This is a genomic window from Streptomyces sp. NPDC054047 (assembly GCF_055585065.1).
The window spans coordinates 587174-601397 of sequence record NZ_JBVJKV010000002.1 but is presented as its reverse complement, the minus strand read 5'-3'; the positions used below and the strand labels follow the sequence as shown (position 1 = coordinate 601397).

Here is a 14224-nt window from a genome sequence, read left to right as displayed (position 1 = left end):
ACGGTCCCGATGAAGGACGCAGTGCCCATCGAAAGCCCCGCCATGTCCGCCTACCTGGTGCCCGCGGACGCCCCGGAGGCGGACGGCACCTTCGCCTGGGAGAGCACGACCATCGTGATCGTCGAGGTGACCGCGGGCGACGCGACGGGCACGGGCTGGACCTACGCCCCCGCCTCCACCGTCGCCCTGATCGCCGAGCAGCTCGCCCCTGCCGTCACGGGCCTCGACGCGCTCGACATCCCCGCGGCGCACGCGGCGATGACGAAGGCCGTCCGCAACACCGGCCGCCCCGGCGCCGCTTCGTGCGCCGTCTCGGCGATCGACATCGCCCTGTGGGACCTGAAGGCACGCCTCCTGGAGATGCCGCTCGTCCGTCTCCTCGGCGCGGCCCGCGACGAGGTCCCCGTCTACGGCAGCGGGGGCTTCACGACGTACCACGACACGCATCTGGCGGCCCAGTTGAACGGCTGGGTGCACGGCCAGGGCATACCCCGCGTCAAGATCAAGGTCGGCGAGGCGTGGGGGCGCGCGGCGGCCCGGGACGTGCTGCGGGTGCGCACGGCGCGTGATGTCATCGGCTCGCAGGCCGAGTTGTACGTCGACGCGAGCGGCGCCTACACCCGCAAGCAGGCGATCCGGGTGGGCCGGGTGCTCGCCGAGCACGGCGTCGGCTGGTTCGAGGAACCGGTGCCGTCGGACGACCTGCGGGGGCTCGCGCTGGTGCGGGACGCGCTGGTCTGCGACGTGACGGCCGGGGCGTACGGCTACGACCTCTCCTACTTCGCGCGGATGGTGCCCTCCGTGGACTGCCTGCAGCTGGACGCGACGCGCTGCGGCGGACTGACCGAGTGGCTGCGCGCGGCGGCCCTGGCGCAGGCGCACGGCATCGAGGTCTCGGCACGCTGCGCCCCGCACGCGCATGCGGCGGTCGCCGCGTGCGTACCGAATCTGCGGCACATCGAGTGGTTCCACGACCACGTGCGGATCGAGTCGATGTTCTTCGACGGCGCCCTCGACCCGACGGGCGGCTTCGTGCGCCCCGACGGCGGCGTCGGCCACGGCCTGGAGCTGCGGCGCACGGAGGAAGTCGAGGAATATCGGGTCGCATAAGGGCCCGCCGCCCTGCCACGCTCGCCTCATGCGGAAGACGGAGGCACTGCTCATCGGGGGCCGTTCCGGGGCCGGCAAGTCCTCGGTGGGGTGGGAGGTCGCGGCGCTGCTGCGGGCGGCGGACGTGGGACACGCGTACATCGAGGGCGACACCCTGGACGCGGTCCACCCGACACCGGACGGCGATCCCGACCGCTCCCGGATCACCGAGCGCAACCTCGCGGCGCTCTGGGCGAACTACACGGACCTGGGCTGCCACCGCGTCGTCTACACGAACACGGCGAGCGTCCTGGGCAGCGAGGAGTGGCTGTTCGCCGGCGCGCTGCGCGGCCCGCGCATCGTCCGCGTCCTGCTCACGGCGTCGGACGCCACCGTCGAGGAGCGTCTCACGCGCCGCGAGCTGGGCTCGGAGCTCCAACAGCAGCTGCGCCGCAGCGCGTACATGGCCCGCCGGCTGGAGGAGCAAGCGGCCGACGGCACCCATCGCGTGGCGACGGACGGGCGGCGGATCGGGGACATCGCGGCCGATGTGGTGGCCGCCACGGGGTGGAACCCCCGGAAGTCGCCGGAAACGATCTCACGTCCGGGCCGGGCCAACTAGGCTCGCCCGTATGGAGATCCTGGGAACCACGCTGCGTATCTGCGTCGAGGACCTGGAGTCCTCGGTCGCCTTCTACGAACGCCTCGCGGGCGGCCCCGCGCAGCGCTTCGAGCGTGCGGGCGTGTCGGTCGCCGCGGTCGGCTGCTTCCTGCTGATGAGCGGTCCCGAGCGGGAGCTGGAGATCCTCCGCAAGGTCTCCGCGACGATCGCGGTGGAGAACGTCGACGAGGCGTACGCCGTCCTGAACGCGTCCGGCGCCCATGTCGTCGCGGGCCCCGTCGCGACCCCGGCGGGCCGCAACCTCATCGCGATGCACCCGGACGGCTCGGTCTTCGAGTACGTGGACCGGCGCGTCGCGACCTGACCGCCCCGGCAGGGGCGCCCCGTATCCTCCACGGCAGGCAGGGTGATCGGAGGACGGTGCACGTGGCGGGCAGTACGGCGGACGGATCGGCGGGCGGCACGGAGCGGGTGTCGCTGAGCGCCCAGGCGCGCGAGGCGGTCCGCCAGCGCATCGTGGACCGCCGCTATCCGCTGGGCGCGCGCCTGGTGGAGCGCGAGGTCGCCGAGGAGCTGCGGATGTCGCGGGTCCCCGTGCGCGAGGCGATGCGCGCGCTGGTCGCCGAGGGCCTGCTCGAACTCCTGCCGCACAGCGGGGTGCGGGTGCGCCGCCTGGAGCGTGCCGACGTACGCCATCTGTACGAGGTGTGGGAGCCGCTCGCGGTCCAGGCGTCGCGGCTCTCCGCGCGCCGGGTGGCGGCGAGCGCGCCGGACGAGCCGCCGGGTCTCGCCGCGCTGCGGGCCACGCTCGGCCAGGCCGAGCAGGCGTCCGACGTGGACGACGGGCCGCGCGAGGTCGCCGCGCACACGGCGTTCCACGAGGGCATCGTGACCCTCTCCGGCAATCCGCTGCTGGCCCGCACGATGGAGCAGCTGAGCTGGCAGCTCCAGCTCCTGTTCGGCATGCGCGCCGAGCCGGACCACATGCGGGCCCAGCACGACCTCATCTACCGCCAGATCGCGGCGGGCGACGAGGAGACCGCGGCGGCGAGCACGCTGCTGCACGTGCGGGACAGCCAGGTGGTGGCGCTGCGGTCGCTCTTCGAGGAGAGCGGGGGCGGGAGCGCCGCCGCAGAGAGCGACGTCTGAGGGCGAAAGCCCTGCCGACGGACTCTGTATACCAATAGCCTCCATGACTGCCACAGCTCTGTTCATCACCCTGCACATAACAGCCCATTCCCGCACCCCTCCTTGCGGGCCACTCCAGGTTGGTATACAAACTGCGGACGCGACCCCTCCGTATCCCGCCCTGGAGCAGCCCCATGTGCGTCGAGTCCATCCCTCCGCCCTCCTCCCGGCTCACCCGGCGTGGCGTCCTCGCGGGCGCGGCGGCACTCGCCGGAACCACGGCGGTGCTGTCCGCCTCCGCTCCCGAGGCGAGCGCCACCGCACGCGAAGCCGCCCTCGAAGCCGCCCGCGAGGGCCGGCAGACCGGCGGTGATCTGGTCATCGAGGGCGGCACCCTCCTGGACCCCGCGACCGGCGAGGTGACCGAGGACGCGGTGGTCGTCATCGTGGACGGCGTCGTGCGCTCGGCGGGCAGGCGCGGGCGGACCGAGGTGCCCGAAGGGGCCGAGGTGCTCGACGCGCACGGGCGCTGGGTCCTGCCGGGCCTCGTCGAGGCGCACATCCACCTCAACACGGCGGCCGAGGCGCGCGACGCGGTGCTGCTCGGCGCGACCAGCGCCCGCAGCGGCTCGACCAACTTCTACCAGGACATCGCCGTACGGGAGCTGGCCCGCCAGGCCCCGAAGCAGGCGCCCCGGCTGCGTGCCGCCGGAGTCTTCGTCACGCCCGACCTGGGCGACACGATCCTGGCCGACCCGGATCTGACCCCGCTGGCCAGGCTGCGTGACGGCGTGCGGTCGCCCGAGGCGCTGCGCCGCGTCGTCGAGGTCAACCTCGCCCGTGGCGCCGACGTCATCAAGACCCGGGTCAACGAGCGGGCGGGGCTTCCCGAGCAGGACCCGCTGGCCCAGGTGTACGACCGCGAGCAGCTCTCCGCCGTGGTGGCGGCGGCCCGGCGCGGCGGCAAGGGCGTGCTCTGCCACAGCTACAGCGAGAAGGGCTGCCACGACGCCGTCATGGCGGGCATCCGCTCGCTGGAGCACGGCGCGTTCGTCGGCGAGCGCACGCTGCACGAGATGCGGCGCAGGGGCACGTACTTCACGCCGACGCTCACCGCGATCGCCGGTCTCGCCGAGTCGTCGGACCCGGTGCTCGCCGAGCGTGGCCGTCAGTACCTGCCGGTCCTGAAGCGGGCCGTGCTCGCCGCGCACGAGATGGGCGTGCCGCTCGCGGCGGGCACGGACTCCTCCGGCGGCAAGATCAAGCCGATCGGCCGCGAGGTGGAGCTGATGCGGGCGGCGGGGCTCTCCGCGCTCGACGCGATCCGCACGGCCACCACCGGCGCCGCGAAGCTGCTCGGCCTCGACCGGACGGCGGGCCGCCTCGCGCGCGGCTTCGCCGGTGACGTGCTCATCGTGGACGGCGACCCGCTGTCCGACGTGACGGTCCTCAAGAAGCCCGTACGCGTGGTCCGTTCGGGCATCGCGCTCTGAACCCCACCTCAGCCCCGGAATCCCCGAAATCCGCGGAATCCCCGGAATCCCCGAAGGAGATCTCTGTGACGCCTCTCTCCCGTCGCGGCGTGCTCGGCGCCGCCGCAGCGTTCGCCGGTACCGGAGCCGCCGTGTCGGCCGGCTCCCCGGCCACCGCGTCGTCCCGTGGCGGCGGCCACCGCCCCGAGGCCGTGGTGTTCCGCGACGTCCGGCCCTTCGGGGCGACGAAGCCCGTGGACCTCACGGTGGTCGACGGCCGCATCACGGACGGCAAGGCGCCCAAGGGCGCCAAGGTGATCGACGGCGGTGGCCGGGTCGCCCTGCCCTCGCTCGTGGACGCCCACATCCACCCGGACAAGACGACGTGGGGCGGCTCCTGGGTGACGCGGAAGCCGGCGAGCGGCATCGCCGACTACTGCGCCCAGGACGTGGAGCTGTTCAAGGGCCAGGACCGGCCGGTCGGCGAGCGCGCGTACGGCCTGATGGCGCACGCCGTGACCCGCGGCACGCGCGCGATGCGCGCCCATGTGGACGTGGCGCCCGCCTACGACCTGGCGGGCGTCGAGGGCGTGAACACGGCCCGCGAGCGGCTGCGGCACGCCCTCGACGTGCAGATCGTGGCCTTCCCGCAGCACGGCGTGATCCGGACCCCCGGCACGGCGGAGCTCCTGGAGGAGGCGGCCCGCTCCGGCGCCATCGACCTGATCGGCGGCATCGACCCGATCAGCTTCGACCACGCGATGGACGAGCAGCTGGACCTGGTCTTCGGCCTCGCGGACCGGCACGGGGTCGGCGTGGACATCCACCTGCACGACCGCGACGAGAAGGGTACGAAGGTCCTGCGGGCCATCATCGACCGCACCCGCGCGCTGTCCCTGCGCGGCAAGGTCACGGTCAGCCACGTCTTCTGCCTGCCGAACCTGCCCGACACCGAACTGGGCAGAATGGCGGCCGACTTGGGCGAGCAGGACATCTCCCTGACGACGGTCGCGCCGAACGAGTCGCTGGTCCTGCCGATCGCGAAGCTGCGCGAGCACGGGGTGCGGGTCGGGCTCGGCTCGGACGGGGTGCGCGACGCGTGGAGCCCGTTCGGCAACGCCGACATGCTGCACCGCGCGCACATCCTGGGCTGGGTCACCGACGTCCGCCTCGACGACGAACTGACCGACTGCTACAACGTGGGCGCGCACGGCGGCGCCGACGTGCTGGGCCTTGACCACGCGGACCTGAAGCCCGGCGCACCCGCCGACTTCATCCTCGTACGCGGCGAGTGCCTGCCGCAGGTCCTGGTGGACATGCCGCAGCGGGACATGGTGGTACACGGCGGCCGCGTCGTGGCCAGGAACGGCGAGTTGGCGTAACCGGCCCCCTGGAGGGGGCGACTGCCCTCGTCCCCTCCAGGCTCCCCGGGACCCTCACTCCTCCGAAGCCGCCCGCATCCGGTAGTCGTACCGGGCGGGCAGCTTTTCGTCGGTCACCGCGTGCCACAGCTCGCCGAGCACCTCGGCGCCCTCGCGCAGGTCGGCGACCTCGAAGCCCTCGTCGAATATCGCCCGCGCCGCCGCCTTCTCGCCCTCGGCGACGAGCAGTTGGATCTCGACGAGGCGGAAGCGGCCCTCCGCCCGCGTGGACTCCCGCAGGCGGTCCCACACGCCGCGCGCCACCGCGGGACGGCCGGCAGCGAGCAGCACGCCGATCGCCTCCCTGCCGAGGGCGGCACTCGCGGCGGTCCACAGGACGCCGTCGTCGCGGCGCTCCTGGCACAGGTCGTCGAAGGCTTCCGCGTACCGGTCGGCGGCGCGCTCGATGTGGCCCGAATCCTGGTCGGCGACCGCCAGGCACCGCAGCAACGGCCAGCGCGATGGGGCGAGTTGGAGGCCGCGCTCCCAGCTGCGCACCGCCTGCGCGCGGTCGCCCGCGTGCCACTGGGCCACGCCCAGGTGGTACTCGGCGACCGGCCGCGCGGGCGCCGTCTCCAGCATGTCCCGCCAGTGCGGGGCGACCAGGGTCGGCCCCGGCGGCGCCACCCGGCGCGGCTCGGGGACGGCGCCGGAGTGCAACAGCTCAAGCCACGGCTCCTGTTCGGGGCCCAGCGTGGACTCGGCGAACGGCGTGCCCGGCACCTTGTAGTGCGCGCGCAGGACTTCGAGCGCGCCCCACCCGGACCCGGTGGCGAGCACCTCGCCCGGCTCGGTGTCCGCGCACGGCCGCCACGCGTCGTACGCCTCCTCCACCGCACCGCGGGGCAGCGCGTCCGCGAGCCGCGCCCGGGTCTCCTCGCGCGCGGCCCGCCAGTCGGGGCCGTGCACCAGGGCGGGGTCCGCCGACAGCGGGCCGTACGACTCCAGCCAGCTGAACTCGGCCTCGGCGTCCAGCCGTACGTGCTCCAGCTGGGTCCGCGCGAGGCCCGCCTGGATCTCCGCGTACCCGCCGGTGCCCGGCTCGGTCAGCCACTCCTGCCAGCGCCGCCCGCCCGTGCCCGAGCCCCACACGAAGAGCTTGCGGCCGCGCAGCAGGTCGGTCGACGTCTGGACGAGGCCGTGCCCGTCGTCGTCGAGGGCGGCTATCCAGCGGCGCTCCCGGTCCGGCACGTCGTAGAAGTAGTCCGCGGCGTACTCGCTGCGGGGCGGGTAGGTGCGGTCCACGCCGTCGGCCTCCGGCACCGGCACCCGGCGCAGGCCGCCCGCGTACCCGAAGTGCCAGGCCTCGTCGGCCGGCGCGATGACCCTGCGCTCCTGCGGCACCGCGATGTTGGACCACCAGTAGACCGGCACGGCCTTCTCGTGCGGATTGCGGATCCGCACGCCGACATGGAGGAAGTCGGACCCTTCCGGCAGCCACAGGTCCACCTGGAACGGCACGTCCCGCAGCCGCTCCCACTCCCAGAGCCGCAGCATCTCGCCGCCGTCGGGCGCCGTCACCCGCGCGGCGTGCAGCGGCGCGCAGGACAGGGTCGTATGGCCGGTGGCGCCGATGTTCCACTCGATGCCGCCGGAGAACCAGGCGCCGTTCAGGGCGAAGGCGGCGGGCTGCAACACCGGGTTGCGGTAGAGGAGTTCACGGCCGGTGGGCTTGTGGAAGAGGGAGTGGACGCGACCGCCGAACCCCGGCAGGACGGTGGCGCGGAGCCGGTCGTTCTCGATGACCAGGGTGTCCAGCGTCGTGTCGGTCCGCTCGCGTCCGTACCCGTCGAGCACCCGCGTCGGCAGGACGCCGCGCAGCGGCTCGAACCCGAGCTGGCGCGCCATGTCGCGCGGCAGGCCCTGTCTGCCGCGCTCGTCCAGCGTGTGCACTTCACGGAGCGGCCGCAGCGGTGGCAGCGGGTTCTCGGGGCCCAACGGGGCGGCGGGCAGCGTCAGTACGTCACGTCGCACGGTGGTCGTCACGATCACCATGGAACACGGTCGGCGCCGCCGCGACCAGGGGCTATCCACGTCAGGATTGCGCAAAGGCGCGCGGCACGCCTATTCCGGGGCGGTCAGCGCCCACCGTTCGTGGTCGCGCCAGGCCCCGTCGACGAAGAGGAAGTCGGGCGAGTAGCCCTCGTGCCGGAACCCGGCGCGGCGGGCGAGCGCGATCGACGCGGTGTTGCCGGGCTGGACGTTGATCTCCAGGCGGTGCAGCTCCAGTACGTCGAAGGCGTACCGCGTGAGGAGTCCGAGCCCCTCGCTCATCAGGCCCCGGCCCGCCGCGTGCGCGAAGGCCCCGTACCCCAGCGCCCCGCACCGGAAGGCGCCCGCGACGATGTTGTTGATGTTGATGAACCCGGCGATGGCGCCCCCGGCCGCGCGCTCGCAGACCAGGAACCCGGCCTTGGCCCGGTCCTCGATGAGCGAGCCCGCGTACGCGGCGTACGCCTCGTCCGTGGCGGGCGGGAACAGCCAGGGGCGGTGCAGCTCTCGGCTCTCCCGCGCGCGTGCGGTGAACTCGGGACCGTCGGCGTAGGTGAAGGGACGCAGGGCCGCGCGGGGTCCCTCGGCGAGATGATCGGCGCTGTCGGACATCTCGCCACGCTATCCGCTCACCGGGCGGGGCAGCGCTCCGCCTTCTTCACGACGCCGATGGTGACCGGCTGACCGTTCAGCTGCCTGCCCGGGGCCGGGGACTGCGTGCACACCTTCCAGCTGGGCGGCCACAGCACGTTCCGGCGGTGGCCGCTCACGTCGTTCACGTCCACGCGGGTGCGGTGGTCGAGGCCGGAGAAGACCCGGATCAGACCCTTTCCCCGGAAGTCCGGCATCGGGGGCCCGGCCGCCGCCGCGGCCGTGACGGTCAGGGCGCAGGACGCGACGGCGACACTCGCGACGACGCCCACGCGCCGCAGCCGGGCCCTCACTTGCGCCGCCGCATGAAGTAGGCCCCGCACAGCGCGCCGATCAGGGCGGTGCACAGCAGCGCCACCCACAGCGGCATGGTCACCTCGGGGATCAGCAGCCTGATCTTGGTGTGGTGGGTGTTCTCGAAGATGAAGACCAGGGTGAGGACGGCGACCACGAAGACGGCGATCCTGCCGGGCGTCATGACGCCACCGCCGCCGCCCGAGCCGCTCCTGGAGCCACCCGAGGAGGTGTTGGGACTCATACGTAGGACCTTCCGTCGGAGCTTCGACCGGCCTCCCCCGGTGACCAGCATGGGCAGCTGGGCGGGTTTGCGCGCGGTGGATGCCCCTCCGGAGTGGGGGTGTGGGCCGTACGGGTGAGTCCCCGGGCTCACGCAAGCGCGGGCACGTCCAGCGTCAGCGTCCCGGCATCCGCGTCCAGTTCGGCCGCCGCCCCGAAGGGAATCGTCAAGGCCCCCTCGCAGTGTCCGAACCCGAACTCCTCGACGATGGGCACCCCGAGGTCGCCGAGCCGGTCGAGGAGGAGGGCTCGCACCATGGCGGGCGGGTCGCAGTCCACCCACGACCCGAGGGCGATCCCGGCGACGCCGTCCAGCCATCCCGACCGCGACAGCTGCGTGAGGATGCGGTCCAGGCGGTAGGCCTCCTCGCCGATGTCCTCGACGCACAGCAGCCCGCCCCGCGCGGACGCCCTCGCTCCCGGTGTCCCGAGCTCCGCCGCCAGGAGACTCACGCACCCGCCGAAGGTGACGCCCCGGGCCCTGCCCGGAACCAGCGCGGATGCCCCCTCCGAGGCGATCACCCGCACCGCCTCCGGCTCGAAGAGCGTCGCGCGCAGGTGCTCCTGGGCCCGCGCGTTCTTCAGGAAGCCGACGACGGCCGCCATCGGCCCGTGCAGGGTGGCGAGCCCAAGGCGGGCGGCGAACGCCTCGTGCAGCGTGGTGATGTCGCTGTAGCCGACGAACACCTTGGGCCCGGCCGCGCGCATCGCCGACCAGTCCAGAAGATCCACCATGCGCGCGGCTCCGTACCCGCCGCGCGCGCAGAACACGGCGGCCACGGAAGGGTCGCACCACGCACGCTCCAGGTCGCGCGCCCGGTCCGCGTCCGCTCCCGCGAGGTAGTCGAACTCCCGGTGCCGGTCCAGGACATGGGGTGCGACGACCGGGTCCAGGTCCCAGCCGCGCAGGATGTCGAGCCCCGCGTCGAGCTGCTCCGGCGGCACAGGACCGCTGGGCGCCACGACGGCGACCCGCGCGCCGGGGGCCAGCCGCGCGGGACGTATCAGGGGATTCACTTGGCGAGCTCCAGGGTGGGCGCGCCGCCGGACAGGTTGAGCCGGAACACCTGGGCGTACAGGGCGAGTTCGGCCTCCAGGGCGCGGATCAGCGTGTCCGCGCGGCGGAATCCGTGCCCCTCTCCCTCGAAGGCGATGTAGGCGTACGGCACGCCGCGCCCCTCCAGCTCGGAGACGAACCGCTCGGCCTGCTCGGGCGGACAGATCACGTCGTCGAGCCCCTGGAGCAGCAGGAAGGGCACGCTGACCCGGTCGACGTGCTCCGCGGGCGAGCGCTCCACGTACCGCGTCGGCACCTCGTCGAAGGGTCCGATCATCGAGTCCAGGTACCGCGACTCGAAGTCGTGGGTCCCTCCGGCGGCCCACTCCGTGAGGTCGAGGATCGGATAGATGATCGTGCCGCAGGCGTACACGTCCGTCGTGGTCAGCGAGGCGGCCGTGGTCCAGCCGCCCGCGCTGCCGCCGCGGATCGCGAGGCGGGCGCGGTCGGCGGTGCCCTCGTCGGCCAGGGCGAGCGCGACGGCCGCGCAGTCCTCCACGTCGACGATGCCCCACTGCTCGCGCAGGCGGTTGCGGTACGCGCGGCCGTAGCCGGTCGAGCCGCCGTAGTTGACCTCGGCGACGCCGATGCCGCGCGAGGTGAAGTAGGCGATCTCCAGGTCGAGGACGAGCGGGGAGCGGCCGGTGGGGCCGCCGTGCACCCACACCACGTACGGCGGGAGTTCGTCGTCGGGGGCGACGCGGGCCGGGTGGTGCGGAGGGTAGACGTGCGCGTGGATCTCGCGGCCAGCCGGGCCGCTGAAGGTGCGGATGCGCGGCTCGGGGTAGTACGCGGTGTCCACCGGGTCGTCGTGCGCGGCGCCGATCACGCGGGCGCGTCCGGTGCTCGTGTCCAGCTCCACGACCTCGTACGCGCTGCGCGGGCTGGCCGCGACGCCGACGGCGCGGGTGCCGTTGACCGCGACGGTCGCCGACCACTCCGTCCAGGGCCCTGCCGCGTCGACGACCTCGCCGGTCTCCGGGTCGAGCACGCCGAGCGCGGTGGCGCCCTTGCCGTGCACGACGGCGACCAGGCCGCTGTCCAGGGGCGCGAACCAGCCGGAGCCGACCTGCCACAGCGGGCCCGCGAACTCCTCCTGGCGGGGACAGATGGCTGTTCCGGTCCCGCCGTCCGCCGGGTCCGCGCGGTAGAGGTTCCACCATCCGGTCCGGTCGCTCGCGTACAGGAGCCGCCCGTCGGGCGCCCACTCCACCTGCGGAATGGATTCTTCCGGGCCGCCCGCGAGCACCCGCGGCGCACCGAACGTGCCGTCCGCGCGGACCTCGGCGACCAGGAGTTCCGTGCCGTCCCACGGCATCCGGGGGTGGTCCCAGACGATCCACGCCACGCGGGCGCCGTCCGGCGAGAGCCGGGGCGCGGTGATGAACCGGTGCCGGTCGTCGGAGAGTTCACGCAGCGCCGCACGGTCGCCGGCCGCCGAGCCGTCCAGCGGCACGGCAACGGCGACCCGCCGCACGTCGGTGGGCGCCTGACCGGTGAACTCCTCCAGGACGCACCACACCTCGCCCCGGTCCAGGTGCACGCACGGGTCGACGTAGCGCAGGCCGCCGCCGATGTCGGAGAGCGGGGTCAGCGGGCGCGGCGCGGCTCCGGGGGTGTCGGGCTCGTACGCGTACAGGCGCTGGTCCGAGAAGTTGGCGAACACCACCAGCGGCCCGTCCGGTCCCTCGGCCCCGGCCCAGGCATGCCCCCCGTACTCCAGGACCCGGCTGCGCACGTTCCACGGCTCGGGCAGCACGGACTCCTCAGCGCCCCCCGGACGCCGCCGCACCAGGGCCCGCCTGCCGCCCTCGGCGGGCCTCGGCTCGGTCCACCACGCCTCGTCCCCGACGAAACCCACGTGGGCCGGTGAGCCGTCGTGGGCGGCGGCGAGCGCCGCGTCGATGGGCGACGGCCATGATCCGTAAGCCTGGGTCTCCATCATGTCCTTCTCTTCCCCCATGATCGGTTGTGTTCCCTAGGCCGTTCTCAGATAGCGGTCGAGGACACGGACGCCGAAGTGCAGTGCGTCGACCGGGACGCGCTCGTCGACTCCGTGGAAGAGCGCTTGGTAGTCGAAGCCCTCCGGTGTCTTCAGCGGCGAGAAGCCGTAGCCGGTGATGCCGAGCCGTGAGAACTGCTTGGCGTCCGTGCCGCCGGACATGCAGTACGGCACGACATGCCCCTCGGGCGCGAACTCCTCGACGGCCGCCCGCATCTTCGCGTACGTGGACGAGTGGACCGGCGCCTGGAGCGCCACCTCGCGGTGGTGGAACTCCCAGTCGACGTCCCCTCCGGTGAGCCGGTCAAGGGTGGCGGCGAACTCTTCCTCTCCACCGGGCAGAAAGCGGCCGTCCACGTAGGCGACGGCCTCCCCCGGGATGACGTTCACCTTGTAACCCGCCTGAAGCATCGTCGGGTTGGCGCTGTTGCGCACCGTCGGCGCGACCAGGTCGGCGGCCGGGCCGAGCTTCTCCAGGAGCGTGTCCACGTCGAAGCCGGGCACATCCAGGTCGGCCTGTTCCCCGTACAGCGCGGCCAGTTCGGTCAGGGCGGCGCGGACCGTCGGAGTGATCCGCACCGGCCACCGGTGCTCCCCGATGCGCGAGATCGCGGCGGCGAGATTGCTCACGGCGTTGGCGTGATTCACCTTGGAGCCGTGGCCCGCCTTGCCGCGCGCGGTCAGCTTGAGCCAGCCGGTGCCGCGCTCCCCCGCGGCGATGGCGTAGAGCTGATTGCCGCGCCCGTCGTGGAAGGTGAAGGCGCCGGACTCGCTGATGCCCTCCGTGCACCCCTCGAAGAGGGACGCGTGCTGGTCGGCGAGGAACCCGGAGCCGTCCTCGGCGCTCGCCTCCTCGTCGGCGGTGAACGCGATCACGATGTCCCGCCGGGGCCGCACCCCCGCGCGCGCCCAGCCGCGCACCACGGAGAGGATCATCGCGTCCATGTTCTTCATGTCGATGGCGCCACGGCCCCAGACGACGCCGTCGCGGACCTCTCCGGAGAACGGGTCCACGCTCCAGTCGGCGGCCTCGGCGGGCACGACGTCCAGGTGGCCGTGGACGAGCAGCGCGTCGGCGGAGGGGTCCGTGCCCTCGATCCGCGCGACGACGTTCGTCCGCCCCGGTGTGCGCTCCAGGAGCGTGGGCTGGAGCCCGGCGCCGGCCAGGCGCTCGGCCGCGTACTCGGCGGCGGGGCGCTCGCGGCAGTCGCCGCCGCCCCGGTTCGTGGTGTCGATGCGGATGAGCTCCGAGGTGAACCGGACGACCTCGTCGAGCGCTTGCCCGTCGACGTGTCCGGTGGCCTGATGGCCCGGCTGATCCTCAGCCATATTGCTCCTCCACAGCCGCCGAGGCGATCGTCGTGACCGCCTTGAAGGTTCGAATGCCCTCGTACATGGTCTCGCTGGTGTAAGCGATCTTGCGTTCGCCGGTGCGGCGCACCCCTGGCACGACGGTGGACGCCATGGACAGGTGCTCGGCGTCGAATTCGAGCTCCACGGTGAACGGCCCGCCCTGGACCGGTTCGTGCCGCACGGCGAGCGCCGCCGCCTCCTTCGCCGCGGCCCGGATGTCGGAGGCGGTGCGCCGCGGGGTGCGGCAGACCGCCGCGTACCGCGACACGTGGTCCTTCACGGCGACCTTCAGCGCGCCGGGCGCGTAGCCGAGCGCGTCCTCGCAGGCCAGGTCGTCGCCGGTGACGAGGACGACGGGCACTCCGTACTCGGCCACGACATGGGAGTTGAGCAGCCCCTCGCTGGCCCGGACGCCGTTGACCCAGACCCCGGTGATCGAGTTGGCGAGGTAGGTGTGCGCGAGCACACCCTCCATGCCGGCGCCCGCGTGGTAGCCGATGAACGCGATGCCGTCCACGTCGTCGTGCTGGACGCCCTCGACCATGGAGAGGGACTTGTGGCGCCCGGTGAGCATCTGGGCCCGCTCGTCGAGCTTCTCCAGGAGCAGGTTGCGCATGGTCCAGTGCGCCTCGTTGATGAGCACCTCGTCGGCGCCCCCGTCGAGGAAGCCGAGCACGGCCGCGTTGACGTCCGATGTGAACATCGAGCGGCAACGCTCCCACTGCGGCGTACCGGGCAGCACGTCGGCCGGCCAGGTCACGCCCGTGGCGCCCTCCATGTCGGCGCTGATCAGGATCTTCATGCCGCCTCACGCTACGCGGTCGTCAACTTCTGGGCCAGGTCCGTCGGCGACCGCGTCGC

The 14224-nt window shown here is 73.3% G+C and carries 14 protein-coding genes; 6 read left to right on the top strand and 8 right to left on the bottom strand.

Annotated elements, in window-relative coordinates; translation table 11 throughout:
* The first annotated feature begins 9 nt into the window (after positions 1-9).
* The 6 genes from ACZ6ZP_RS09320 (at position 10) to ACZ6ZP_RS09295 (ending at position 5693) form a co-directional block, all read left to right on the top strand.
* A complete protein-coding gene (locus ACZ6ZP_RS09320; RefSeq protein WP_361461862.1) occupies positions 10-1110 on the top strand; it encodes an enolase C-terminal domain-like protein in 1101 nt (366 codons plus the stop codon).
* 28 nt (positions 1111-1138) lie between these two features.
* Positions 1139-1711: a nucleoside/nucleotide kinase family protein gene (locus ACZ6ZP_RS09315; protein WP_469406192.1), complete on the top strand. Its 573-nt coding sequence runs from the start codon at positions 1139-1141 to the stop codon at positions 1709-1711.
* Positions 1712-1721: 10 nt separating this feature from the next.
* A complete protein-coding gene (locus tag ACZ6ZP_RS09310) occupies positions 1722-2075 on the top strand; it encodes a VOC family protein (RefSeq protein WP_351159150.1) in 354 nt (117 codons plus the stop codon).
* Between the two features lie 62 nt (positions 2076-2137).
* Positions 2138-2860, top strand: coding sequence for a GntR family transcriptional regulator (locus tag ACZ6ZP_RS09305; protein ID WP_469406191.1), 723 nt, complete (start codon positions 2138-2140; stop codon positions 2858-2860).
* A 173-nt stretch (positions 2861-3033) separates the two neighbouring features.
* Complete coding sequence (locus tag ACZ6ZP_RS09300; RefSeq protein ID WP_366461823.1) at positions 3034-4332, top strand: amidohydrolase family protein; 1299 nt, start codon at positions 3034-3036, stop codon at positions 4330-4332.
* Between the two features lie 65 nt (positions 4333-4397).
* Positions 4398-5693 (top strand): amidohydrolase family protein, encoded by a 1296-nt coding sequence (locus tag ACZ6ZP_RS09295; RefSeq protein WP_469406190.1) that lies wholly within the window; start codon positions 4398-4400, stop codon positions 5691-5693.
* Positions 5694-5747: 54 nt separating this feature from the next.
* On the opposite strand, the gene ACZ6ZP_RS09290 is transcribed toward ACZ6ZP_RS09295, so the two are convergent.
* From ACZ6ZP_RS09290 to ACZ6ZP_RS09255, 8 genes are all read right to left on the bottom strand, one after another.
* Positions 5748-7727, bottom strand: coding sequence for a DUF5107 domain-containing protein (locus ACZ6ZP_RS09290; protein ID WP_469406189.1), 1980 nt, complete (start codon positions 7725-7727; stop codon positions 5748-5750).
* A 69-nt stretch (positions 7728-7796) separates the two neighbouring features.
* Entirely contained in the window at positions 7797-8336 is a 540-nt protein-coding gene (locus tag ACZ6ZP_RS09285) for a GNAT family N-acetyltransferase (protein ID WP_469406187.1), read from the bottom strand.
* A gap of 17 nt (positions 8337-8353) precedes the next feature.
* The gene (locus tag ACZ6ZP_RS09280) at positions 8354-8668 is read right to left on the bottom strand and encodes a hypothetical protein (RefSeq protein WP_469406186.1); all 315 of its coding nucleotides are present in this window, start codon (positions 8666-8668) and stop codon (positions 8354-8356) included.
* The gene (locus ACZ6ZP_RS09275; protein WP_351159129.1) at positions 8665-8913 is read right to left on the bottom strand and encodes a LapA family protein; all 249 of its coding nucleotides are present in this window, start codon (positions 8911-8913) and stop codon (positions 8665-8667) included. Before ACZ6ZP_RS09275 ends, ACZ6ZP_RS09280 begins: the two co-directional genes overlap by 4 nt.
* A gap of 128 nt (positions 8914-9041) precedes the next feature.
* The gene (locus ACZ6ZP_RS09270; protein WP_469406183.1) at positions 9042-9968 is read right to left on the bottom strand and encodes a S66 peptidase family protein; all 927 of its coding nucleotides are present in this window, start codon (positions 9966-9968) and stop codon (positions 9042-9044) included.
* The gene (locus tag ACZ6ZP_RS09265) at positions 9965-11950 is read right to left on the bottom strand and encodes a S9 family peptidase (RefSeq protein WP_383817935.1); all 1986 of its coding nucleotides are present in this window, start codon (positions 11948-11950) and stop codon (positions 9965-9967) included. Before ACZ6ZP_RS09265 ends, ACZ6ZP_RS09270 begins: the two co-directional genes overlap by 4 nt.
* Before the next feature lie 36 nt (positions 11951-11986).
* A complete protein-coding gene (locus tag ACZ6ZP_RS09260; RefSeq protein ID WP_361461878.1) occupies positions 11987-13339 on the bottom strand; it encodes a M20/M25/M40 family metallo-hydrolase in 1353 nt (450 codons plus the stop codon).
* Entirely contained in the window at positions 13332-14165 is an 834-nt protein-coding gene (locus tag ACZ6ZP_RS09255; protein ID WP_351159119.1) for a M55 family metallopeptidase, read from the bottom strand. The genes ACZ6ZP_RS09260 and ACZ6ZP_RS09255 overlap by 8 nt, the downstream gene beginning before the upstream one ends.
* Between the last annotated feature and the right edge of the window lie 59 nt (positions 14166-14224).

Bases quoted from the DNA above. Each gene is read 5' to 3' on its own strand.
- ACZ6ZP_RS09310 (WP_351159150.1), top strand. From the start codon at position 1,722: ATGGAGATCCTGGGAACCACGCTGCGTATCTGCGTCGAGGACCTGGAG.
- ACZ6ZP_RS09315 (WP_469406192.1), top strand. From the start codon at position 1,139: ATGCGGAAGACGGAGGCACTGCTCATCGGGGGCCGTTCCGGGGCCGGC.
- ACZ6ZP_RS09265 (WP_383817935.1), bottom strand. From the start codon at position 11,950: ATGGAGACCCAGGCTTACGGATCATGGCCGTCGCCCATCGACGCGGCG.
- ACZ6ZP_RS09285 (WP_469406187.1), bottom strand. From the start codon at position 8,336: ATGTCCGACAGCGCCGATCATCTCGCCGAGGGACCCCGCGCGGCCCTG.
- ACZ6ZP_RS09255 (WP_351159119.1), bottom strand. From the start codon at position 14,165: ATGAAGATCCTGATCAGCGCCGACATGGAGGGCGCCACGGGCGTGACC.
- ACZ6ZP_RS09320 (WP_361461862.1), top strand. From the start codon at position 10: ATGAAGGACGCAGTGCCCATCGAAAGCCCCGCCATGTCCGCCTACCTG.
- ACZ6ZP_RS09300 (WP_366461823.1), top strand. From the start codon at position 3,034: ATGTGCGTCGAGTCCATCCCTCCGCCCTCCTCCCGGCTCACCCGGCGT.
- ACZ6ZP_RS09260 (WP_361461878.1), bottom strand. From the start codon at position 13,339: ATGGCTGAGGATCAGCCGGGCCATCAGGCCACCGGACACGTCGACGGG.
- ACZ6ZP_RS09290 (WP_469406189.1), bottom strand. From the start codon at position 7,727: ATGGTGATCGTGACGACCACCGTGCGACGTGACGTACTGACGCTGCCC.
- ACZ6ZP_RS09275 (WP_351159129.1), bottom strand. From the start codon at position 8,913: ATGAGTCCCAACACCTCCTCGGGTGGCTCCAGGAGCGGCTCGGGCGGC.